The 25,053-nt window shown below is 59.4% G+C and carries 3 protein-coding genes; all 3 read left to right on the forward strand.

Annotated elements, in window-relative coordinates; all coding sequences use genetic code 11:
- Positions 1 to 189 precede the first annotated feature (189 nt).
- The 3 genes from G3M56_RS02600 to G3M56_RS02610 all read left to right on the forward strand — a co-directional run bounded on the left by G3M56_RS02600 (position 190) and on the right by G3M56_RS02610 (position 25,039).
- Positions 190 to 9,054 carry a cadherin domain-containing protein gene (locus G3M56_RS02600; protein WP_164363046.1) on the forward strand — a complete coding sequence of 2,955 codons (8,865 nt, stop codon included), beginning with the start codon at positions 190 to 192 and terminating at the stop codon, positions 9,052 to 9,054.
- 614 nt (positions 9,055 to 9,668) lie between these two features.
- Positions 9,669 to 20,264, forward strand: coding sequence for a cadherin domain-containing protein (locus G3M56_RS02605; protein ID WP_164363048.1), 10,596 nt, complete (start codon positions 9,669 to 9,671; stop codon positions 20,262 to 20,264).
- A gap of 1,121 nt (positions 20,265 to 21,385) precedes the next feature.
- Positions 21,386 to 25,039, forward strand: coding sequence for a coiled-coil domain-containing protein (locus G3M56_RS02610; protein WP_164363050.1), 3,654 nt, complete (start codon positions 21,386 to 21,388; stop codon positions 25,037 to 25,039).
- Positions 25,040 to 25,053: the final 14 nt, after the last annotated feature.

Raw genomic sequence — 25,053 nt, forward strand, 5'->3', positions numbered from 1 at the left:
CGCACGGATTTGAGAGGCTGGGGCGTCTTTCAAAAAAGCTGCTGGTCTGGCAATAAAACCGGCACGCATTGTTCACGGATTTTGATCGAGTCGGGGTATGACCATTAGCGCTCTTAAAGCTTGGTGTGACGATCGCGTCACTTTCGGGCTGATTGGAGCACGTCTCTAACCCCTTCCCCCCACACAACAATGACCCGATTCGCCTCTTCCTGCAGTGATGTAGTGTGCTCGACAATCCGGACGTTTTCCGCGTCTGTGGTTGGATTCGCCGTGTGCCTGGTGGCACCGGCAATGGCGCAATTACCAGAAACCTTCCAAGTCACCGTGGATAAAGGTGGTGGCGAAATGGTCGAGCTGAACCTGCACAAGCACACCATTCGCTCGACGGACTGCCGTATTCTGTCGTGGGATTCGACCAATGGGTATGTGGTGGAGCACTCGCCGACCAACCCCGGGCTTCCAGCGCGAACCTATCGCGGGCATTTGACTGAGAACCCGAACCACGTGGTTTTCGCGGTGATCAATGAGGACAACACGCTGCAAGCGGAGGTTCATGACGGTAGTGGACGTCTTTGGACGATTTCCGGCGATGATGTCACGGCCGAGTTGGGCAATGGCGGGTCGGTTGCTCCGGCACCGGCCGCTCTGGCAGCTGGCGGGGGGACGCCAGTGGCAGCCGGCCTTCCGGGGCAGTACTTGCCTCCGGTGGAGTTGTACCGGGCGCATGGTGTGGAGGATGTGCCGAGTCAGTTTTTCGATCGGAACGGCCAGAGTGTGGTCCAGACCATGGTGTGGCTCGAGCACCAGTGGAATATTTTCGATTACTTCAACGCTCGTGATGCCAAGCTCAGCATGGAGCTCACCGAGGTGATCATCCGCAAAGAGCAGTTTTACTTCCCGACAGCGGGGAATGCAGGTCAGTTCAACTCGATGTTGAAGACCGAATGGGATGCTCAGGGGCAGAATGCGCGTGGTTTCATTCACTCGTGGTTCCCATACAACTTCACCTATGCCGGTGGTTACGCCAGTGGCAACGAGTTCTACGGACCGAACCTGTCGGTGTCTGTAAACGCGTTGTACCATGAGGTGGGGCATAACTGGCGCTGCCAGCACTACTTTTACGGTCGTGAGACCATGACCGGTAGTCATCCGTCCCACGGGGAGATGAATACGCAGCGTGTTCTGTATACGCGTCAGATTCAGATCGACCAGAATGATGGGATTGAATTGCTGACCAACTACCGCACCAATGTGCACCCTCGGGCTTACACCGATGTGGCGACGACGATGGTGGACACGGCGGTGGTGCTTTTGCCATTGGCCAACGATTACGATGCCAATGGCGATGCGCTCTCGATCCGGTCGCACACCACGACGACAGCCCAGGGCGGTACGGTTACCGCTGACGGCGATATGCTGACCTACACGCCGGCTGCAGGTTACGTCGGCAAAGACGTGATCGTTTATGAAGTCGAGGATGCACCGGGACTTTACACCCGTGGGGTGATCCACGTGGAAGTGATCAACCAGGGATTGGCTGCTCACTGGAACATGGAGGACACCAGTGGCACTTCCGCCAGTGATGCCTCTGGCAATGGTCACTCGGGGGCGGTTGTCGGGACGGATTTTGTCTCGGGATCGGTTCAGGGGCCAGTGGGCTCCGCGCTGGCCTTGGGCAGCGGCGATTATGTGATTGGCAACAACTCCAATCTGATCGAGGGCTACACCACGGACTACCCGCTGGATGCGCCGGCGAGCAACTTCTTCGATCCGATGGACCAGAGCTTCACTGCGGCGACGTGGGTGAAGCTGGATGCGGCGTCGACCAGTGCGACGGTGCTTTCCAAGATCAATGCAGCGAACCTGGGCTACAAGATCACAGCGAATGCGGGCTCGGGCTTCACCGCGACCGTACGGGTGTGGGATGGTTTGCAGGGGCAGTATTCGGTTTCCTCTGGGACGCCATTGGCGACCGATGCCTGGTATCACGTGGCGATGGTGATCGACCGCAGTGATGACACCCTGCGTCTTTATGTGAACGGCGAGGAAGTTGGCAGTGCGGCATCGTTGCCGAGCGGGTTCTTTGTGTTCAACGGGCGTGAGGACTTCAAGATCGGTGGTGGCGGTGCCATGGCTGTGGATGAGACCAGTCTTTACAGCAAAGCACTGACTCCTGCGGAAGTGCAGGCCTTGCACGGAGTGGGTGAGGTTCCGGCGGCTCCGATCCAGCCGGCACCAAACGCACTGGGCCAGTCTTTGGCGACCACGCTGGAGTGGTTGTCAGGGCAGAGCAGCTATCAGCACGACGTCTATTTCGGTACCGATGCGGCGGCTGTGGAGGCTGCGACGACTGCGTCGCCCGAGTACATGGGTCGTCAGTCGGCGACGACATTTGATCCGGGGGCGTTGAGCCCATCGACCAACTATTTCTGGCGCATTGATGAAGTCGACGGTGGGACATTGATCCCAGGAACCGTTTGGAGTTTCAGCACGGCTGCCAATGGTCTGGTCAACGGACTGGTCCTGCATTTGACCATGGACGATGCTGATGTCCAGGTTGCCAATGGAGTGACGCATACCTTTGACGACATTGCACTGCCAGCATCGGACTTCGAGTCGGTGGATGCGGTGGCTGGAGCTCCCGGTGCCATTGGGCAAGCGGTGGATCTCAGCAGCTCGGCGGACGCGTTGCGTTCGTATGCCACGAACCCAGTGTCGCGTCCGGTCAACGGCGGGCTCACGGTTTCGTTCTGGATCAACACGACATCGACCCAGAATGGAGGCGAAAAAGTCTTCGATATGGGAGGTGCGGTCTTCGTGCGCTTCTACAACGGAGATTTGCAGCCGGTATTCGACGGCAGCTCTGGCGGGGCTCAGATCTTCGACGCGAATATCAATGACGGGCAGTGGCACCATGTAGTGGCGCATAATGATGGTGCCGGAACCACCACTATGTGGGTGGATGGCGTGGCCATTGGTACCCAGAGCGAGACGATTTACGACATCGCGAGCCTGGGGCGTGAGGTGTCGATCGGTGCGACCTATAACAGCACCGGTGAAAACCTTGAGGCTCTGTTCGATGACTTTGCGGTCTGGCAGCGCGCGCTCTCGACTGCTGAGATTGATCACATCTACAGCGAAGGTGTGGCTGGACGAGGCTTCAATGCCGAGCCGGTTCTGATCGACACCAGCTTCGAGGAAGGCGACGGCTTCACTGGCTTCACCGCCGGTGGGACATCTGCATTGGGAACGCTTGTAGACAACGCAGGAGTGACTTGGACCGAGGTGGCGGATGTGGACATTTGGAACCGCACCGACATTCCACCTGCAGGTGTGCAGGCCTTGACCTTCGGGCTTTCGGCCAACCTCTCCCAGGTGGATGTGGAGATTCCTGGCACCGACCACGGTGTGGGCACGGTTAGTTTTGACTACGCTTCGTTCTCCAGCAGCAGCAACGCAACGCTGCGCGTGTTGTACAACGACAACACCGGCGCTGGATGGGTGGAAGCCTGGGCGGGAGAGATTGTGGGGCTTAACCCATCGTTTTCCGACAAGCCGTGGCGCTCGGCCGAGGTGGCGGTGAACGTGCCAGGCAATGTCGACCTCCGCTTTGAGATGGACGGCGACAAGGGTGGCATGATCGACAACCTGCGTGTGACTGGAGTCGCCATCAATGCGGTCCCAAGCTTCACCAACGATCCGATTGCCGGCACTGGTGGTCAGAGTGGTGTTGAGTACACCGGGACGCTTGCTGGATCCGCAACGGATGCGGACCCGCTCGATGTGCTGACCTTTAGCAAAGTTACAGGTCCGGCTTGGTTGGTCGTTTCTGCTGACGGATCGCTCAGTGGCACGCCTGGTCTTGCCGATGTTGGTGACAATGCGTTCACCGTACAGGTCGAGGACGGCAATGGTGGCTCGGACACCGCGACACTCAATATCTCCGTGGAGTCTGGCCCTGTCACATTGTGGGGTGAGGACTTCGAGGGAGCTGCGGGTTCGACGCTCGGTGGCAACTGGGTTGAAGTGGTGAATGATTCGCGGATCTTCAACACCGGTAATGGAGCCACGCAGATGTTGATCTCGGTGAGTGCCGGGCAGCCAATCGGTGTGGTCAATCAGTTGGCCGACACATTTGTCGAGGGTGACCGCTATGAGCTCAAGTGGAACGCATCTCGTGCGGCATCGGCAAACGGTACGTTGCTTTACGAAGTGGCGCTGGGAACATGGGATGGCACCACGTTCACACCGCTTGCAGGTGATTCGGGCACGATCGCGGAATTGAACCTGTTTGGGAAAGTGGCCGGGCCATCGGTTTACTTCACAGCCTCAGCTGCGGAGGCAGGGCAACAGATTGCCGTGCGCCTCGACGTCTTGGCTGGAAGTTCTGACTGGGTCGGATTTGATGACATCGAAGTCGTCGGGCTGGGAGCAAACAGTGCTCCATCGTTCTCCGTGGATCCTATTGCCAAAGCGGATGCCACCCAGGATGAGGCCTACACTGCATCGATCGGCGCCGATGCCGCTGATGTGGATGCCGGCGACAGCATTGCCTTCTCGAAGGTCAGTGGTCCTGCCTGGCTCAGTGTGGCCGCCGACGGATCGGTGAGCGGCACCCCAACCAATGGCGATGTAGGGGCGAATGCCTTTACCGTTCGCGCCACCGACGAGGGAGGCCTTACGGCGGATGCGACATTGAACGTAACTGTGTTGAACGTGAACGACGCGCCGATTGCGAACGACAGCAGCGGGTCGGTTGCGGAAGATGCAGCGGTTGGCACCGTGGTTGCGAGTGTGGCTGCGGCGGATATCGACTCAAGTGACACATTGGGCTACGCCATCACGGCGGGCAATGAGTCGGGCGCCTTTGCGATCGACTCGAACGGCAATATCACGACAGCAGCAGCTCTCGATTTCGAGACCACCGCAAGCTACGCACTGACCGTTACGGTGAGCGACAATGGAACACCTGTTCTGAACGACACTGCGACAGTGACAGTCAACGTGACCAATGTGAACGAAGCCCCTGCAGCGAGCGATGGCTCGGGCAGCCTGGCAGAAGACGCGACAGTGGGAACCGCAGTGGCAACCGTTGCGGTGAGCGATCCAGATGCCGGCGACAGCGCAAGCTTTGCGATCACCAGTGGTAACATCGGCGGTGCATTCGCTATCGATGCAGCTGGTAACATCACCACGGCGACAGCTCTCGATCACGAAACCGCCAGCAGCTATGCGTTGGTCGTGACTGTCACCGACAATGGTGGCCTGACCGATATCGCAGCGGTGAACGTGAACGTCACCAACGTCAACGAAGCCCCAGTGGCCAGCGATGGATCGGGAAGCGTAGCGGAAGACGCGGCAGTGGGAACTGTAGTGGCAACCGTCGCTGTGAGTGATCCGGATGCCGGCGATAGCGCAAGCTTCGCCATCACCAGTGGCAACACCGGTGGTGCGTTCGCAATCGATGCAGCGGGTAATATCACCACCGCAACTGCGCTCGATTACGAAACCACCAGCAGCTATGCATTGGTCGTGACCGTCACTGATGGCGGTGGCCTGACCGATACCGCGGCGGTGAACGTGAACGTGACCAACGTGAACGAAGCACCGGTTGCGAGCGATGGCTCTGGCAGTCTGGCGGAAGATGCAACCGTGGGAACCGCGGTGGCAACCGTTGCGGTGAGCGATCCGGACGCCAGCGACAGCGCAAGCTTCGCGATCACCGATGGCAACACCGGCGGTGCATTTGCAATTGATGCGGCGGGTAACATTACCACCGCGACCGCGCTCGATTATGAAACCAGCAGCAGCTATGCGTTGGTCGTGACCGTCACCGACGGCGGCGGCTTGACCGATACGGCGGCTGTGAACGTGAGCGTGACCAACGTCAACGAAGCACCTGTGGCCAGTGATGGTTCGGGCAGTGTGGCTGAGGATGCGACTGTGGGAACCGCAGTGGCAACCGTCGCTGTGAGCGATCCGGATGCCGGCGACAGCGCGAGCTTCGCCATCACCAGCGGTAACACCGGCGGTGCATTCGCAATCGATTCAGCAACTGGTGCGATCACCACGGCTGCGGCATTGGACTACGAGACGACCAGCAGCTACACGCTCGGCGTGAGCGTCACCGATGGCGGTGGCCTCAGCGATGCGGCAACTGTTACGATCGCCGTGACCAATGTGAATGAGTCGCCGGTCTTCGCCAGCGATCCAATCGTAGCTGCCGACGGTTCGACCTTGGCCGCTTACACTGGAACATTGGCGGGCAGCGCGAGCGATCCGGATGCCGGCGATACGCTGAGCTTCAGCAAGGTCTCGGGACCAGCCTGGCTCTCGGTTGCTACCGACGGTGCGCTCTCGGGAACCCCTGGCGTTAGCGATGCGGGGCTCAATTCGTTCACCGTCGAGGTGAGCGACGGTAACGGCGGCACGGCTCAGGCAACTCTTGAGATCAACGTGGCAGCTACCAGCGTGGTGCTCTTCGATGACTTCGAAAGCTACGACGTGGAGAACCCATCTGACTTCTCGGTTGGCGGCACGCCGACAGGAAACTGGACGGCTAGCGACACGGCGTCGAATGCGACCCGTATCTTCGACACCACGAACTACGGCGGCACCCGTTTGTGGATCAGTAACGTGGATGGCAGCAGCATCACCAGCTCTGGTGCGACGGTCGCGGAAAACACACATTACACCTTGTCTGCGGTGATGGTGACTGAGACGGGAACCGCAGGGCGCACGCTGAATGCAACCTACGACGTGCTTGTCGGTCAGGACGCGGCATCGGCCACTAGTATCATTGGTGGGCCGCAGGCTGTGGTGACCAATGGCGACGCTTGGCAGATTGATGATTCCAAAGAGGATCATGTGTTCAGCCAGAGCTTCCAGACCGGAGCTCTTAACCCAGGCGATCAGTTGTTCGTGCGCTTCACTCGTGTGGGCGTCGAATCGACCGGTGGTTGGTTCGGTGTGGACGACGTGATGGTCGACACCGTGGGCGCCAACAGCGCACCAGTAGCAAATGACGCCATCTTCGCTGTGGCTGAAAACGAGGCTGCTGGTACGGCTGTGGGAACCGTGACCGCAGCTGATGCGGATGCGGCCGATACGCTCAGCTACGCAATCACCGCAGGTAACGAAGGTGGTGAGTTTGCCATCGACAGCGCGACCGGTGCGATCACCACGACCGCTGCGTTCGACTACGAAACCGCTGCCAGTTATGCGCTGACCGTGACGGTCACCGATGGCAGTGCCGCAACCGACACCGCGGCTGTGACCGTCAACGTGACCGACGTCAACGAGGCGCCGGTGGCTGAAGACAACAGCGGCAGCCTGGCGGAAGACGCGACAGTAGGTGCTGCGGTGGCAACCGTGGCGGCCAGCGACGTCGATGCCGGATCCGTGCTCAGCTACGCGATCACCGCGGGTAACGAGTCGGGGGCATTTGCAATCGATGCCGGAACTGGTGCGATCACCACGGCTGCGGCTCTCGACTTTGAGACCACGCCAAGCTACGCGTTGACCGTCACCGTGACGGATGACGGCACACCAGCACTCAGCGACACCGCTGCGGTGGCTGTGACCGTGACCAACGTCAACGAGGCGCCGGTTGCCAACGATGGCAGCGGCAGCGTCGATGAAAACGTCAGCGTCGGTACCGTGGTGGCAACCGCAACCGCATCGGATGTCGATGCCGGTGACACGCTCAGCTATGCAATTACCGCAGGTAATACCGGTGGTGCGTTCGCAATCGATAGCAACAGCGGTGTGATCACCACAGCCGGAGCGATCGACTACGAAGCGGTGAGCAGTTATGCGCTGACCGTGACGGTGACCGATGCCGGTGGCCTGAGCGACACCGCTTTGGTGAGCGTGAGCGTGAACGACATCATCGAAGTAACCGCGCCAGTGGTTGCGACCGGGGTTGCCAGCGCGGTGACCCAGACATCGGCCGATGTGGCCTACACCATCAGTGATGATGGTGGTGACGCACCGGCAGTGACTGTTTACTACGGTGAGGCCGACGGTGGCCAAGTGGCTGGCAATTGGAGCAACAGCATCGCCCAGGGCAACCAGGCGGCAGGAAGCTACAACGCCGCGCTTACTGGGTTGACCGCAGGAACCACCTACTACTTCACCGTGCAGGCCAGCAACAGTGCCGGCACCGTGTGGGGCAGCAGTGGATCGTTCACCACCGTGGCGGATACGTCGCCGAAGTTAGTGCGCACCACCGTCAGTGCGGTCAGCAGCAGCACTTGGACGACCGTGGATCTCGGTCAGAGCTACAACTCGGCAGTGATCGTGGCGACTCCGATCTATCCAAACACAAGCACACCACCAGTGGTGACCCGCATCCGCAATGTCAGCGGCAGCAGCTTCGATCTCAAGATCGACCGCGCCGACGGACTGACCGGTGAGGTAACCATCGACGTGTCGGTGATCGCTGTGGAGGAAGGGGTCTACACCCAGGCCACCGACGGAGTGACCATGGAAGCGGTGAAGTACACCTCGACGGTGACTGCCGAGAATAACAGCTGGGTGGCGGAAGCCTGCGCGTACCAGAACAGCTACACCAATCCGGTGGTCGTTGGTCAGGTGATGAGCGCGAACGACGCCAGCTGGTCGGTGTTCTGGAGCATGGGTGACTCGCGTCAGAACCCAGTGGATGCCTCGAACTTGAACGTAGGCAAGCACGTGGGTGAAGATCCGAATGCGACCCGCGCTGATGAGACCATTGGTTACATCGTGATCGAGTCCGGCAACGGAACGATCAACGGAGTGGCCTACGAGGCCGGGCTGGGTGCGGATAACGTGCGCGGATTCGATAATAGCTCGACACCATACACCTATGACTTGAGTGGCACACTGGGCAGCGCGAGTGCAGCGGCCCTGAGCATCTCGGGTATGGACGGTGGTGACGGAGCGTGGGCGGTGCTCTCGGGTTCCAATCCGATCACGCCGACCACCCTGGGCTTGCACGCGTTGGAAGACCAGATGGGAGACAGCGAGTTGAGGCACACCACCACGCAAGTGGGGTACCTTGTGTTCGAGTAAAACTTCTTAATCCCCCGGTAATCCCCCTGCCTAATTCACCCGCCACTGGAGCAATCCGGTGGCGGGTGATTTTTTTGGAGCGGTGCAACTGGTGGTGGCTTTTGGAACCGCAGATGCCGCTGATTTGCGCGGATAAGGGGACGTCGCAATGGCGCGTTTTTGGCTGGAGTGACGGTGTCCTCACCGTCTTGGGTGGACGTTGGAGCTTGTCGTTCTTCGGGAGCTTTGGGTCTTTGCGTGAGCCTTCTCTGGTTGAGCTACCACGGAGAGCACGAAATACACGAAGAAGGGGGAGGCGGGGCTGGGGGCAACGACATGAGTGTCGTTGGTCCATCGGGAAATTGGTAGGTGGGCGTGTTGCGATGGGGCGATCCCCGAGCTCTTCGCAAACGCCGAGATCCTCAAGCCTGCGGTTTCCTAGGAGTGGGTGATGAGGGGTGGGGCTAGCGGGAGTATTGTGTTGGTAGAAGAGTGGCAAATATTTCAAATTTGCAGGTGCAAAATAATGAAATGCTGCAACCTTCCACGCGATTGTCCCTGAGGTGTTATCTAACGTGTTTAGATGGCATCTTTTGCCCCCGCAACAAACCAACTCCAACAAATAGCAACAACCTATGAAGGGCTCCAAAGTTCTTTCATCGATCGCTCGTGTCGCGATCGGATCATTCGCACTAGCCACGATGGCGCCGCTGCAGGCGAGTAATGACAACGACTGGTGGTCGATGGGCCCCGTTGGTGGATCGTTCCAGGTTCAGTCGGGCAAGTCATACATTGCAGTGCGTGAAGTTGAGGCGGGAAGTCCTGCCGAGCAGGCTGGAATCCAGGTGGGTGATTTCATCATGGGTGCGTTTGGCGAGCGATTTGCCGCTACCGGGCCATCGACCAGTGGCTACAAGGGGGCGCCGCAGGGGTTTGCCGAGGCGATCGAGCGGGCGGAGTCGGGTGACGGGTTGATGCCGTTGCAGTTGTTGCGTCCCGGGGTTGGGATGGTGGAAGTTACAGTGAGTTTGCCGGCAGCGGGGGCGTTTGGTCCGGCTTATCCACTTGGGAGTGAGAAGTTTGATGCGCTTTACGAGCGTGCTGCGGGCAAGATTCATGAGAACATCGCAGGATCGGCGAATGGGGATGTGGGCTACATGACTGGCTTTTATGGCATGATCCTGCTGGCGGATCCGAATTGGAACGAGACCAGCGGGGACAAGCCGTACCGTGTGTCGATCAACAAGATGCGCGACCGTGCGGTAACAGTTCTGGAAGGCGCGATTTTGAACCCAGTGGAGGCGACCAACCTGGATGGCACGCCGAACGATGGATCGGAGGAAGATAGCAACCCGGATGACCAGAGCCATGTGGGGTCGGGATTGGAGAACTGGGGGCTTTCCACGTGGGCGATGTTCCTTGCGGAGTACCGCGCGAAGACGGGCGACACGTCGGTGGATGAAACGGTGCAGCGTGCGGCGGATTTGCTGGCGGCTCGGATCCAGACGTGGCAACAGCCTCCGTATGGAGGGTCCAATGGTCCTACCAAGGTTGGCCTTATGGGGCACGGCGGTGTGGGCGGTGACTACCCGCACATCGGCTATTCAGGGATTAACATTATCAACGCGCATGCAATGACCGCGTTGGCGATGCTAAAGCAGGCGGGTGCTACCATTGATGATGCCAAGATGATGGCCAGCTGGAACTGGGTGAAGAGCACGACCACGCTCAATGGCGGTGCTGAAGATGGTAACATCGGCTACGCGTGGCGCCAGGGAGGCTATGACTCCGGCGGACGTACCGCAGGGGTGGCGTATGCGATGTCGGTTTACGGTGGGCTTAATGCCGCAGACGAGGACGTGCTGACGCGGATGAAGGACTATTTGTCGCGCCAGTGGCAGCGGATGCAGCACACGCACGCCTACACTGTGGGGGGGACTCAGTTTTATCAGTTTGTGTTGCCGTATCTTCCGGACCGCGACCAGCGCTTCATCATGGAGAACCAGCGTATGTTCTACCATTTCCATCGTACGACAGGTGACGCGCTGCGTTACTTCGGTGGGCGTGAGAACAACGGAGGCGATGGCTATGTGAACACAGGGCGCGTGGCGTATGCCGGTGTGGCCATGGCCAAGGCCGTTGCGAGCGGAAATCTGGCAACGGTTGCCAGCATTGACACCTCCCGTATTCACGCGGACTTCCAAAGCCCGTATCTGACGTGGCCGACGCTCGACGCGCGTCGCGTTGAGATCGATACGACCTCACAGGCATTCACTGTCGATATCACCGATTATCAGGGGACGTCGCTTCAGCCGGCGGATTACACGGCGAACTGGACGCATGTTGCCGGCTCGGCAAGTGTGAGCTTTTCCTCGACCAACACGGCGAGCACTACGGTGAGCTTCCCGCAGGACGGGACGTACCGGATTCAGCTCGAAGTCGTCAAAGGCGCCTACACGCTGACCGAGCCGATTGATGTGGTGGTCGACACCTCCGAGGATCCTGACGGTTATATTTTGGGTAAAGCTCGCCAGCGCATCTACACCGATATCTCCGGAGCAAGTGTGAGCGACCTGACCGGCAACGCGAAGTATCCGAATGCGCCGGACACCACAGCGACCGTGACTGCGCTCGACACCGGTAGTTTGGGTAACAGCTACGGTCAGCGTATCAGCGGCTACTTGATCCCGCCAACGACGGGCGCATACACATTCTATGTGGCTGGTGATGACTCGGTGGAGTTCCGGCTGAACAGTGGAGGAACCGATCCTGCGGGAGCGACGGCGATTTGTTCGTTGAACGGATGGACCAGCCGATACAACTGGACGGCCTATGCGTCGCAGACCAGTGCGGCGGTGACATTGACCGCAGGCGAGATGTACTACTACGAGTTGCTGCACAAAGAAGGCGGCGGCGGCGACCACGCGGCGGTGGCTTGGAGTGGTCCTGGCATTTCCGAGCCGACTGTGATTTCCGGTGACGTGTTGGCTGTGGCGGATACGGCGGAAATTGTGGCGCAACCGGAGGAGCAGAGCACGACTTTGGGCGGCTCTGTGACGTTTGATATTGCAGTCGAGGGCGATGGGCCGTTCGTGTATGAGTGGATCTCCGGGGAGACTTCGTTTGGAGTGAGTTCGTCCTCGAGTCTGAGCTTTGAGAATGTGGGGGCTGGCCATGCAGGTGATTACTATTGCGTGGTGACATCGCCTGATGGTGCGCTCACGTCGGTTACCACAACACTTACGATTTCCGACGCTGGAGTGCTTACCAGTGGCGGATTGTGGCGTGATCAGTTTGATAGCATCGGTGGTGGTTCGATTGCCACTCTGACCGGTAATAGCAACTATCCTCGTTTCCCAAGCTCGGGTGGAGTGATCGCCAACGCCGAGAGCGAAAGTGGGATTGGTGATTCGTACGGTGCCCGTTGGTCAGGTTGGGTGCGTCCGGATGTGACGGGGGCGTACTATTTCTACATCACATCGGATGATGCGTCCGAGCTGTGGTTGTCCACCGACGATCAGCCAGCCAATAAGGTGCAGGTTGCGAGCGTTGGTGGCTTTACCGGAGCGCGAGCATGGGCGTCGGGAGGCAAGTCGGGGGCAATTAACCTGGTGGCGGGTGAGCGTTACTATATTGAAGTGCTGCACAAGGAAGGTGGCGGAGGTGACCACTGTGCGGTGGCATGGCGCAAGCCAGGTGATGCGGCACCCGATAATGGAGATGCTCCAATCGGAGGCGAGTATCTTGAGTATTTCACTGGTGGTGTGCAGGGGGCGTCGGTGGTGATGCCTCCGGCTTTCGATCGCGCGATTTATTCCATGAGCGTGGCGGAAAACGCGGGCAGTGGTGTGTCGGTTGGTGTGGTCAATGCCAACGACACCGGAGGGAATACGCCGGTGGCATACGCAATCACTGGAGGCAATGGCGACGGTTTGTTTGCCCTTGATGCAACCAGTGGCGAGATCACGACGCTCGGTGATTTGGACTACGAGTTGCAGGATGCCTACTCGCTGACCGTAAGCGCAACTAACAGTCTGGGGCTTATCAGTCAGAGCGTGGTCGAGATCGAAGTGCTCAACCGTTTGGATGGTATCAGCAGCTGGGAAGTCGGCGTGGACGATGGCACGACGGCTGTGATCAAGGATACCACTGGCTTGGCGGGCAATACCACGACAACGGTGGATCTGTCGTCAATCAGCGGCGATGCGACTTACGAGTTCTTGATCGATGCGGAGGACAATGGTCAATCTGCGTTGAGTGTGTTGGCTGCGAATGGCTGGAGCTTGCGATTCGAGCAGTGGAGTAACACAGGACGCCTCGGGATCACGCAGTCCGGTGTGGCGGATTGGCGATTCGCGGCCGAGAGCGGGCAGTCGGTAGCGTCACCGTACGGGAGCCTCGTGCACTTGGTTTTCGTAGTCGATACCGTGGCCGGAGAGACCCGTGTGTATGTGGATTCTGTGTTGGTGGGCCGTCTGAACCGAACGCCAAATCTAGCTCATGCCGCGGCGACTCTCGGGAATTCCGCGCTGCGCACCGACGCGGAACCTGGGATTCATGGATTTGCGGCATATAACAGTGCGCTCGATGCCGAAGAAATCGTTACTCACTATGAGTACTGGCGTGGGGATGTTCCGAACTATGCCCCGGTTGCCAACGATGCAACGTTCGAGGTCGATGAAAAGCAGCCTGCGGGTATCGTGCTGGGTGCTGTTACCGCCAGCGACAGCAATGTTGGTGACGTGTTCACCTTCGCGATTACTGCTGGTGATCCGGCTGGCGGGTTTGCGATTGACCCGGGGACGGGAGAGATCAGCACTGCTGCAGAATTGAACTACGACGTGGCAAACCAGTACGTGCTGGGTGTGACGGTCACCGATCTGGGTGGTCTGACCGGCGTTGCAAACATTACCGTTAATATTAACAACCAGCCGGGTGGTATTTCGGATTGGGCTGATGCCGTGGATACCGGATCGGACGTGTTGATCCGACGCACGGCAGCGCTGGGTGGCGACTCGACGACGACCGTGGATCTGTCGGCAATTTCGGGTGATGCCACTTATGAGTTTGTGGTGGATTCCGTGAACTTCGGGCAGACATGGGGCAACCTCTTGGCTGCTAATGGTTGGCAGTTGCGCCTCGAGCAGTGGCACAATACCAACGAGCTCGGTGCGACCTTGAGGGGACGTGCTGACTGGAGGCTGACTGCTGAGAGCGGTCAATCGGTGGCAAGTCCGTATGGGCGAGTGGCACACATCACCTATGTGGTAGACACTGCGGCAGATGAGTTGCGCGCTTACGTTGACGGTGTGTTGGTAGGACGTTTGAACCAAGTACCAAACCTCACTCATCCGGAGGCGGTACTGGGATCCTCAGGCATTCGCAATGACAGCGAGCCGGGTATTCTGCTCTTTGCTGCCTACAATAATGCGTTGAGTGAAGCAGAGATTGCTGCGCATAAGGATGCTTGGTTGGGCACTGAATCTGCGAACCTGGAGCCATCGGTGAGTGCCGCAGCCTTCACGGTTGCTGAGAATCTGGCAGCAGGTGCGGTCGTTGGATCAGTGGAAGCGTCCGATCCGAATGCCGGTGACGTGTTGAGTTACGCGATCTCCGCGGGCAATGAGTCCGGTGCATTTACAATCGACCCTGCGACTGGTGCGATCAGCACAACAGCGGGGCTGGATCACGAAGCAGCGGGGGCATACGTCCTGACTGTGACTGTCAGCGACAATGGTGGGCTCAGCGACTCGGCAAGCGTGGCGGTTTCAGTGACAGACTCCAACGATGCGCCGGTTTTTGCCAACGATCCGATCGTGGCGGCCGACGGGATGACGCTCGAAGTGTACAGCGACACCCTGGCGGGAAGTGCTTCTGATCCGGATGCGGGCGATGCATTGAGCTTCAGCAAGGTCAGCGGCCCTGAGTGGCTCGTTGTGGCTGCCGATGGCGTCCTTTCAGGAACTCCAGCCATCCGTGATGCCGGGCTGAACACATTCACCGTTGAGGTTGCCGACGGCAATGGCGGTGTGGCCCAGGCTGCCGTGCAGATCAATGTGGTTCAGGGTAGCGTCATTTTGTTCGAGGACTTCGAAGCCTACGATGTGGAGAGCGCGTCCGACTTCTCGGTGGCTGGAACTTCGACCGGTAACTGGACCTCTAGCAACACGGGATGGAACGCGACGCGGATCTATAACACGTCGAACTACGGTGGATCGCGTCTGTGGATCAGCAATGTCGATGGCACGAGCATCACCAGCGCAGGAGCGAATGTTGCTGAGAACACGCATTACACGTTCTCGGCGGTGATGGTGACGGAAACCTACGCTGGTGGCCGCACGTTGAACGCGACCTACGATGTGCTCGTCGGTCAGGATGCGGAGTCGGCAGTGAGTATCATTGGCGGACCGCAGGCAGTGGTTACCCATGGCGACGACTGGCAGACACCGGATTCGAAGGAAGATCATGTGTTCGGTCAGAGCTTCCAGACCGGATCGCTCAACCCAGGCGACAAGTTGTTTGTGCGTGTCACCCGTGTGGGGACGGCGTCGGGCGGCGGGTGGTTCGGATTGGACGACGTCCTGGTCGATACCGTTGGGCCAAACAGCGCACCGCAAGTGGACGACGTGACCTTGGCTGTGGCGGAGAACGCAGAGGCCGGCGCCGTGGTGGGAACCGTGGCAGCAACCGACGCCGACGCTGGCGACGTGGTCAGTTATGCAATTACCGCCGGCGACGAAACCGGTGCGTTTGTCATCGACAGCTCTACCGGTGAGATCACGACAACGGCTGCATTGGATTACGAAGCGACTGCAAGTTATGCGCTGACCGTGACGGCGACCGACCGCAGCGGCGAGTCCGGTGCGGCAGTGGTGACGGTGAATGTGACCAACGAGAACGAAGCTCCGGTGGTGGTCGCTGGCAGTGCCTCGGTGAACGAAGACGCGAGCATTGGTTCGGTGGTGACAACCGTGGTGGCATCGGATGTTGATGCGGATGACGTGCTTGGCTACGCCATCGTTGATGGCAATGCCGGTGGTGCGTTCGCGATCGATGCGGCAAGCGGTGAGATCACCGTGGCCGGCGCGCTCGATTTCGAGACACTCGAAAGTTACACCCTGACCGTGCGTGCAACGGATGCCGGCGGACTCAGCGACAGCGCGGCAATTGCCCTGGCGGTCGTCGATGTGAACGAAGCTCCGGTGGCCCAGGACCAGAGCGGCTCGGTTGCTGAAAATGCAGCCGTTGGCACAGCGGTTGCTGCAGTAGTAGCAAGCGATGTCGATGCCAACAGCGAGTTGAGTTATGAGATCACCGGCGGCAACACCGGCGGTGCGTTCGCGATCGATGCTGCGGGTCAGATCACCACGGCTTCGGCGCTCGATTTCGAATCGACATCAAGTTATGCGCTGACCGTGACCGTGACCGATGACGGCGGGTTGACCGATACTGCGGCGGTGGCCGTGGCGGTGACCGATGTCAATGAGGCGCCGGTTGCGGTGAATGGCTTCGGCAGTGTGGCGGAAAGCGCCGAGGTCGGGTCCGCTGTGGCGACCGTGGAGGTGAACGATCCGGATGCAGGCGATGCCTTGAGCTTTGCGCTCATCAGCGGCAACACAGGCGGCGCGTTTGTGATCGACGCCGACGGTGTGATCCGCACGGCAACTGCTCTCGATTTCGAAACCACATCGAGCTACACGCTCGGCGTGAGCGTGACCGATGCCGCGGGCCTGAGCGATACGGCCAGCGTGGCGGTAACGGTGACCGATAGCAATGACGCGCCTGTGTTTGCCAACGACGTGATCGTCGGTGCCGAGGGGATGACCCTTGAGGCCTACAGCGACACCTTGGCAGGAAGTGCGGCCGACCCGGATGCCGGCGCGGTGCTGAGCTTCAGCAAGGTTTCCGGTCCGGCGTGGCTGGATGTGGCTACCGATGGTACGCTTTCGGGAACCCCTGCCATCCGTGACGCGGGCATCAATACGTTCACCGTCGAGGTGAGCGATGGTAACGGCGGCACGGACCAAGCTACGTTGGAAATCAACGTGGTGGCCGGTAGCGTTATTTTGTTCGAAGATTTCGAATCCTACGACGTGGAGAATCCATCCGACTTCTCGGTTGCTGGTATTCCAACCGGAAACTGGACCGCGAGTAACACAGGCGCGAACGCAACGCGGATCTACGACACCTGGAATTACGGGCGCAGCCGCTTGTGGATCAGTTATGTCGATGGCACCAGCATCACCAGCGCGGGTGCGAAGATCACCGACAACACGCACTATGAGTTGTCGTTGGTGTTGTTGACCGAGACCTACGCTGCGGGACGCACGCTCAATGCGACTTACGATGTGTTGGTCGGTCAGGATGCGGCGTCGGCTGTGAGTTTGATTGGCGGACCGCAGGCGGTCGTTACCAATGGTGATGACTGGCAGACGCCGGATTCGAAAGAGGATCATGTGTTCACCCAGCGATTCCAGACCGGTGAGCTGAACCCAGGCGATCAGTTGTTCGTGCGCATCTCGCGTGTGGGCACGGCATCCGGTGGTGGTTGGTTCGGCGTCGACGACGTGGTCGTGGACACGATTGGGCCGAACACGGCACCGCAGGTGGACGACGCGGTCTTCGCTGTGGCGGAAAATAGCGAAGGCGAGACGCTCGTCGGTACCGTTAATGCAGCTGACTCGGACGAAGGGGATGCGCTTGGTTATGCGATCACCGCTGGCAATGAGACTGGTGTGTTTGTGATCGACAACGTGACCGGTGCTATCACCGCAACGTCGGCATTCGACTACGAGTCTGCGACGACCTATCCGCTCGAGGTGAGGGTGACCGATGAAAGCGGAGCGACCGCGACCGCTGTGGTGACCGTCAACGTGACCGATGTGAACGAAGCACCAGTGGCAACCGCTGCTGAAGGCTCCGTCGCGGAAGATGCGGCCGTGGGTGCCGCGGTGGCTGCCGTTGAGGCGGCGGACGTCGATGCCAATACGACGCTCAGTTACGCGATCACGGCGGGTAATGAGTCGGGTGCGTTTGTAATCGACGCGGCGGGTCGCATTACCACCGCAGCGGCACTCGACTTCGAAACCACGCCAGCTTACGCGCTGACCGTGACGGTGAGCGATAATGGTACACCTGCACTCAGCGACACGGCTGATGTGTTGGTGGCGGTGACCGACATCAATGAGGCTCCAGTGGCCGAAGATGCGAGCGGTAGCGTGGCTGAAAACGTGGCTCCGGGCACCGTGGTGGCAACGGTTGCTGCCAGCGATGTCGATGCCGATGACGCTCTGAGCTATGCGATCACCGGAGGGAATACCGGCGGCGCGTTTGCGATCGACAGTGCCAGCGGTGCGATCACCACGGCGGCAGCGATCAACTACGAAGCGGTTGCTGGTTATGTGCTGGATATCACGGCGACCGATGCTGGTGGTCTTGCGGATACTGCGGCGGTTACCGTTGCCGTGGTAGACGTGAACGAAGCGCCAGTGGCAGTCGACGCGGTGGGATCCATCGCGGAAGATGCGGCGATCGGAAGCTCGGTGGCTACTGTTGAAGCAGCGGACGTCGATGCTGGAACCAGCCTCAGCTATGCGATCACGGCGGGTAATGAGTCGGGTGCATTTGCAATCGATGCGGCGGGTCACATCACCACCGCAGTAGCACTCGACTTCGAAACCACTCCAGCGTACGCGCTGACCGTGGCGGTGACCGACAACGGCACACCAGCACTCAGCGACACGGCTGAGGTGTTGGTTGCGGTGACCAACATCAACGAAGCTCCAGTGGCCGTGAATGGCAGCGCTCGCGTGGATGAAAATGTCGAGCCGGGCACTGTGGTGGCAACCGTTGCCGCCAGCGATGTCGACGCCGATGACACCCTGAGCTTCGCAATCACAGGTGGTAACACCGGCGGCGCATTCGCAATCGACAGTGCAAGCGGCGTGATCACCTCGCTCGGCGCGATCGACTACGAGGCGCTGAATGCCTATGCATTGACGGTTCAAGTGACTGATGCCGGCGGCCTCAGCGATTCGGCAATCATTGCCGTGAACGTGAACGACATCCTCGAAGTCACCGAACCAGAGGTGGCCACCGGTGCGGCCAGCGCGATCACAATGACCACCGCCGAGGTGGCGTACAGCGTGACTGATGATGGCTTGGAGGCACCTGCGATCACGCTCTTCTACGGTGAGACCGACGGTGGCCAGGTTGCTGCTGATTGGGAAGCCAGCGTGAGCCTGGGCAACCAGGAGATCGGTGAGTACAGCTCGTCGTTGACCGGCTTGATCGAGGGCTCCGCGTATTACTTCACCATTCGCGCCAGCAACAGTGCCGGCACCGTTTGGGGTAGCGTGGGAACCTTCAACACCGTGGCGGATCTGTCGCCAAAACTGATCCGCACCAGCGTCAGTGCGGTGAGTAGTTCGGCCTGGACCACGGTGGAGCTCGGCAAGCGCTACAACTCGGCGGTGATCGTGGCGACTCCGATTTACTCGGGTGAGCATCAGGTGCCGGTGGTGACCCGCATCCGCAACGTCGAGCGCAGCAGCTTCGAGCTGAAGGTGGATCGAGTCGACGGTCTGACCGACGAGGTCAATGTGGATGTCTCGGTGATCGTGGTCGAGGAGGGTGTCTACACCCAGGAGACCGACGGTGTGACACTTGAGGCGGTGAAGTTCACTTCCACGGTGACCGCTCACGACAAGAGCTGGGTGGCCGAGGCACGCGAGTACCAGAACCGCTACACCAATCCGGTGGTGGTTGGTCAGGTGATGAGCGCCAATGATTCGGAGTGGTCGGTGTTCTGGAGCATGGGCACACACCGCATGAAGCCGGCGGATGCCGCCAACCTGAGCGTTGGCAAGCACGTGGGTGAAGACGCGAACACGGAGCGTGCCGACGAGACCATCGGTTACATTGTGATCGAAGCGGGCAATGGCACGATCAATGGCGTGGCCTACGAGGCAGCGCTCGGTGCCGACACCGTGCGTGGCTTCGGTAACGATGACATGCCATTCAGCTATGATCTGAGCGGATCACTCGGCAGCGCGAGCACCGCCGCGTTGAGCATCTCGGGAATGGACCATACCGACGGAGCGTGGGCGGTGCTTTCGGGAGCGTCGCCAATCACTCCGACCGCGCTGGGCCTGCATCTGGTCGAAGATCAGATGGAGGACGATGAGATGCGACACTCGAAGGCGCAGGTTGGTTACCTTGTGTTCGAGTAACCCGTCCGGTCGGGATTCCCCCAATCACCCGTCACTGGAGTAATCCGGTGGCGGGTCTTTTTTTTTTGGAGCTGGGGGTATGTTTGGAACCGCAGATGCCGCCGATTTGCGAGGATTAGGAGAGGTCGCTGCGCTCCGGACGCGGAGTCGACGGGGACGTCGAGCCTCCGGAAATGTGGCGTTCCTGGCTGGAGTGACGGTGTCCTCACCGTCGTGGGGGGCGGGGGGCTGCGTGAGCTTTCTTTGGTTGAGTAACCACGAAGTTCACGAAGAAGATGGAGACGGGGGGTGAGGGCAACGACAGGAGTGTCGTTTGTCCATCGGGGAATGGTGGTGGCTGGAGTGCCGGTGTCCTGGCCGTCGGGTGAAGTGCGCGGTTGGCGATGTAGAGGAGAGAGGTCGCTGCGCTCCGGACTGGGTGTCGACGTGGACGTCGAGCCTCCTGAAATGTAGCGGTTTTGGCTGGAGTGACGGTGTCCTCACCGTCGTGGGGGAGGTGCCGGAGCAGTTGGCTCTTTGGGGCTTTGCGTGAGCTTTCTTTGGTTGAGTGACCACGGAGACCACGAAGTTCACGAAGAGGAGGGTGACCGGGCTGAGGGGCAACGACAGGAGTGTCGTTGGTCCATCGGGGAATGGTAGGCGTGCTGCGGTCCCCCCCCATTCCTCAATCCAAACAATCCTGTAATCTGTGGAAAAAAAACGCGACTGGCGGTGACCGACGCCCCTTTCCCCACCGTCGGAGCTGGACGCTCTTCGGGATCTTTGGGGCTTTGCGTGAGTTTTCATTGAGTGTCCCCAGGCCGGCGATCATGGCGGGTGGTTTGTCGATAAGACCGGTTCGTGGGGGCAGCGAATGATTGGTCGAGGGGGCGCAGTCTCTATGATTCCTTGGCCGCAACTCGGGGTGGTCGGTTGGTCGACGTCGCGAGTAGCTAACGGGTGGTGAGCTTCGTAGAGTGTCCGAAAAGAGCGATCTTCGGGCGGTAGCGAGGTTCTGGCGACGTGGCCTTTCAGAGATTGCGTGTTAACGATTTCTGTACGGCGGCAATATGAGTATGTACAATGCATTTACATCGCGTTCGGCCTGCTGAGGTGGGCGCGGTTCAAAAAATTTCAATCTTATGAAGACTCAAAGACTACAGGTGAATCGTCGGCGCGGCTTGGCACTGGTGACGGTGTTGGCCCTGATGTCGTTGTTGATTGTGTTGTTGGTAGCGTTGCTTCAGCTGACGACGACGGACCAGGCGGCGTCCTCGCAGAGTCGCAATCAGTTGGAAGCGCAGGCGAATGCGAAGTTGGCATTGGCGCGCGCGTTGGGCGAATTGCAGGAACAGATGGGGCCGGACCAGCGGGTGAGCAGCTTTGCGACGGTGTTGGACGCGAACGAAGAGACTCCTGAGATCGACGGTGTTGGGCGTCAGCGATTGCTGGGGGTTTGGGATTCTTGGGGCGATTGGTTGAATGCGGATTATCGTGATGTGGACGGTGCTGATCTGGGGATCGAGGATACCTACGATCGAGGTCGCAGCCGGATGTTCCGCCGCTGGTTGGTTTCGGCGCCCCTGGAAGATGCCGAGGCGTTGGCGAGTGTCGATTACGCGAAGAACGCCGCGCCAAGTGATGACAATTACCAGACATTGCTCGGCCAAGGCAGTGTGGTCCGTCCCGAGGATGAGGTGCGGGCTTACCTCGAGGATACTGGAGCGGGCGGCCGGGTTGCGTGGTGGATCGGTGGTCGCAACCAAGCGGTGGATGTGCAGAGCTTTGGCGAAAAGCCGAAGCGCGCGGCTGCTGGTGATGTCGAGTTGGCCAGCGGTGATCGCGGCGTGCTGGCGGTGAACACAGTGCCGGGCTTCGAGAACTTGCCCGAGGATGAGTCAATCTTGGAGAAACTGATCGACCAGCGCCAGATCGAGCTGGCCTCTGTCGACCGCGAAGCGATGCGCGAGAAGTATTTCGACGTAGCGGAAGGCACTACCGGTGTGCTGGCGGACGTGCGCTGGGGCGGCTTGAAAAAGGATCTCAACTTGTTGTTTGAGGCATCGAGCATGCCGAGGGAGTTCACTCGAAGTGGTAAAACAGCAGCGCCAGGTCCGCGTCCTTTGTCATCGGATCTGCGAGGCTACGGGCCGAAGCTTGCAAATCGTGCATTCAGCAGCTTTGAGCAGATGCGTGAGTTCTACCGATCCTACAAGAAAAGCGGGCAAACACCGCTGGAGTGGGAGGGTGACGCGCCTGAGACTCCTCTTTATCTTGGGCACAACGGAACCTACGGCCATGCGGCGGATCAGGGGTATCGGCGCACGCCGGTGGTGGCGAAGCACTACTCGGTTTACTCCTTGTTTACTACCCGCAGTTCGGCAGACAACAGCCCGAACCAAGGAGACCGCGCGAATCTCTTCCAGAACGATATTGTTTTCTCCAGCGTCGTGGTGCTGTGGAACCCGTACAACGTGCCCTTGGAATTGCCGAGCGGCTACATGTTGACTTACACCTTGCCGTACAAGATCCTGCCAAGCTCTTACGTGGGTTATCGTGACGGGCGTCAGTTGAATGCGAATTGGATCCGATTGGCGCAGGGGGCGAACTACAACCAGATGGGACGTGACTTCGCGGCTCCGATCCGCTCCAACGACGGGCAACCAATCCGCTTCGAGCCCGGGCAGTTCCGCATTTTCTCGAAGAAGGGACTCAGCGGATATGGGGGTAACGTGCTCAATGAGGCGCTGACGCCGGGCTACGACCCGACAGGGGCGTTCGGTCAGCGCATGCGTGTGTACTCCAACAAGCCAGCGGGCGACAGCAACCGCTGGGGCGTGGCTGTGCGGTTGGATCCATGGTGGAACACCGACGGTACCGCCTACTATTGGGGCGGAAACCCAGGGGCTTTTGGTAACTTGCTGTGGCACCCGAACAGACGCGAGAACTACACCATGGGGACGATGTACGATTGGACCGGGCCGGACAACGATTACGTCGAGATTTCGGGAACTGCCAACAACGCGGCGGAAGTCGCCAACTACGACTTCAACGTGCGCGATAGGGTGCAGCCATTCTGTGTGATCGGTATCACGCTGAAATCGGCTTACGAGAGCGATTACGGTGCGGTGGGGCAGAGAGTGAAGGATTACCGCTCGAAGAACTGGTTGCAGTCGTTGAACGCTACATCGATGCAGAAGATGAACGTGAACTATCGTTCGGCGGATGTGCGCGAGATGCAGCGCCTCGACAGTGGCTATCGTCTGCACTTCACTGAAGTGAATTCGGTGAACGACGTGTCCAAGTTGTTCAACGTGGATGGAGCGACGCAGGAACTGAGCAGCCTCGATGTGGACCAGTTGGTCTACTCCGTGCCGACTTTGGAAGTGCCGACGGTGCCAATTACCTCGATTGCCGGATTTGCCGGGATGCGCCTGACTCCAGGTTGGTATCGGATTCCAAACGGAGGAGGGCCGATGAATGCGATGTCGCGCTTCAATGATAACACGGAGGCGTACAACTCCGGCGTGCCGGGCATCGGAGTGGGCAACAGCTTCGCCCAGCCAACGATCCGCGGAAGCCGCGTCTATCAGTACCATGATGTATCGAAGCTCTATCCATCCTCCGACTCAGGTGGGCGCGGCGGTCAGGCATCGACCGACAGCAATGCCTTCTCCGATTACTGGGATCACGCCTTGCTGGTGAATGACGGGTTGTGGGATTCCTGGTTTGCTTCGTCGTTTGTTGACGCAACCCGCCCGACTGGAGGCAATGACCGTGAGCTCCGGGCATGGGCAACCAGGTTCTTCGAGGATGGCGAGCCTCTGCCATACACCGGCTACGAGCCATCGCCAGCCGCTGAGGCGACTCCCCAGCAGGCGATCACCGACGTGCTCGGCAACGAGGGTTACGAAGTGGTTGCTCGGTACCTGTTGAACCAGGGGGCGTTCAATGTGAACTCGACCTCGGAGGATGCGTGGTTTGCGTTGTTCTCCGGATTGAACAAGCGCGATGTGGCGTTCCGCGATGGCTCAGGAAGTCTCGCGATCAGAGAAACCGACAATGATGGATCGGTGGTTGTGTCGCGATTCGCCACACCGGTGGGAGGTGTGGAGGTCGATGACCCTCGTCAGGGCGTGCAAGTTGAGGGCGTCGGTCGAATGTGGACCGGCGTGCGTGAGATCTCCGAAGACCAGTTGCGTCGACTCGCCCAGGAGTGCGTGAAGCAGGTGAAGCTGCGCGGGCCATTCCTCAATATGTCCGATTTCATCAACCGTCGTCTGACAGATGACAGGGCGGACGATCTCAATCGATACGGTGCCCTTCAGGCCGCGATTGATTACGATGATGATGCTCCTGAGCCAGGGTCGATCAATGGCATGTACAAGCAGGGAGAAGACATGATTCCGTTCAATGCGAACGAGACTTCGGTTTATCCGTTCCAGCGTGCAGCTGGTGGATCCCGTTTCACCGCGGCTCCGGGCTATGTCGTGCAGTCTGATCTGCTGCGCCCACTGGGCAACTCGCTGACCGTTCGCGATGACTCGTTCGTGATCCGCGCTTACGGTGAAAAAGTCACGGATGCCGGCGAGGTGATTTCCCGGGCCTGGTGTGAAGCGGTCGTGCGACGTCTGCCTGAGTATGTCGATGGTAATGACGATCCGGAAGAGCCGGTGTTCATCCTCGACCAAGTGGGCAATCCGTCTGAAAACGGCGATCTTAGTGAGATCAACAAGCGTTTCGGACGTAAACTGCAGGTAATATCGTTCCGCTGGTTGGATGCGGACGAGGTCTAGAGCTCCCTGTTGAT

It is taken from the genome of Sulfuriroseicoccus oceanibius (assembly GCF_010681825.2).
GTDB lineage: Bacteria > Verrucomicrobiota > Verrucomicrobiia > Verrucomicrobiales > SLCJ01 > Sulfuriroseicoccus > Sulfuriroseicoccus oceanibius.

Bases quoted from the DNA above. Each gene is read 5' to 3' on its own strand.
- G3M56_RS02610 (WP_164363050.1), top strand. From the start codon at position 21,386: ATGAAGACTCAAAGACTACAGGTGAATCGTCGGCGCGGCTTGGCACTG.
- G3M56_RS02600 (WP_164363046.1), top strand. From the start codon at position 190: ATGACCCGATTCGCCTCTTCCTGCAGTGATGTAGTGTGCTCGACAATC.
- G3M56_RS02605 (WP_164363048.1), top strand. From the start codon at position 9,669: ATGAAGGGCTCCAAAGTTCTTTCATCGATCGCTCGTGTCGCGATCGGA.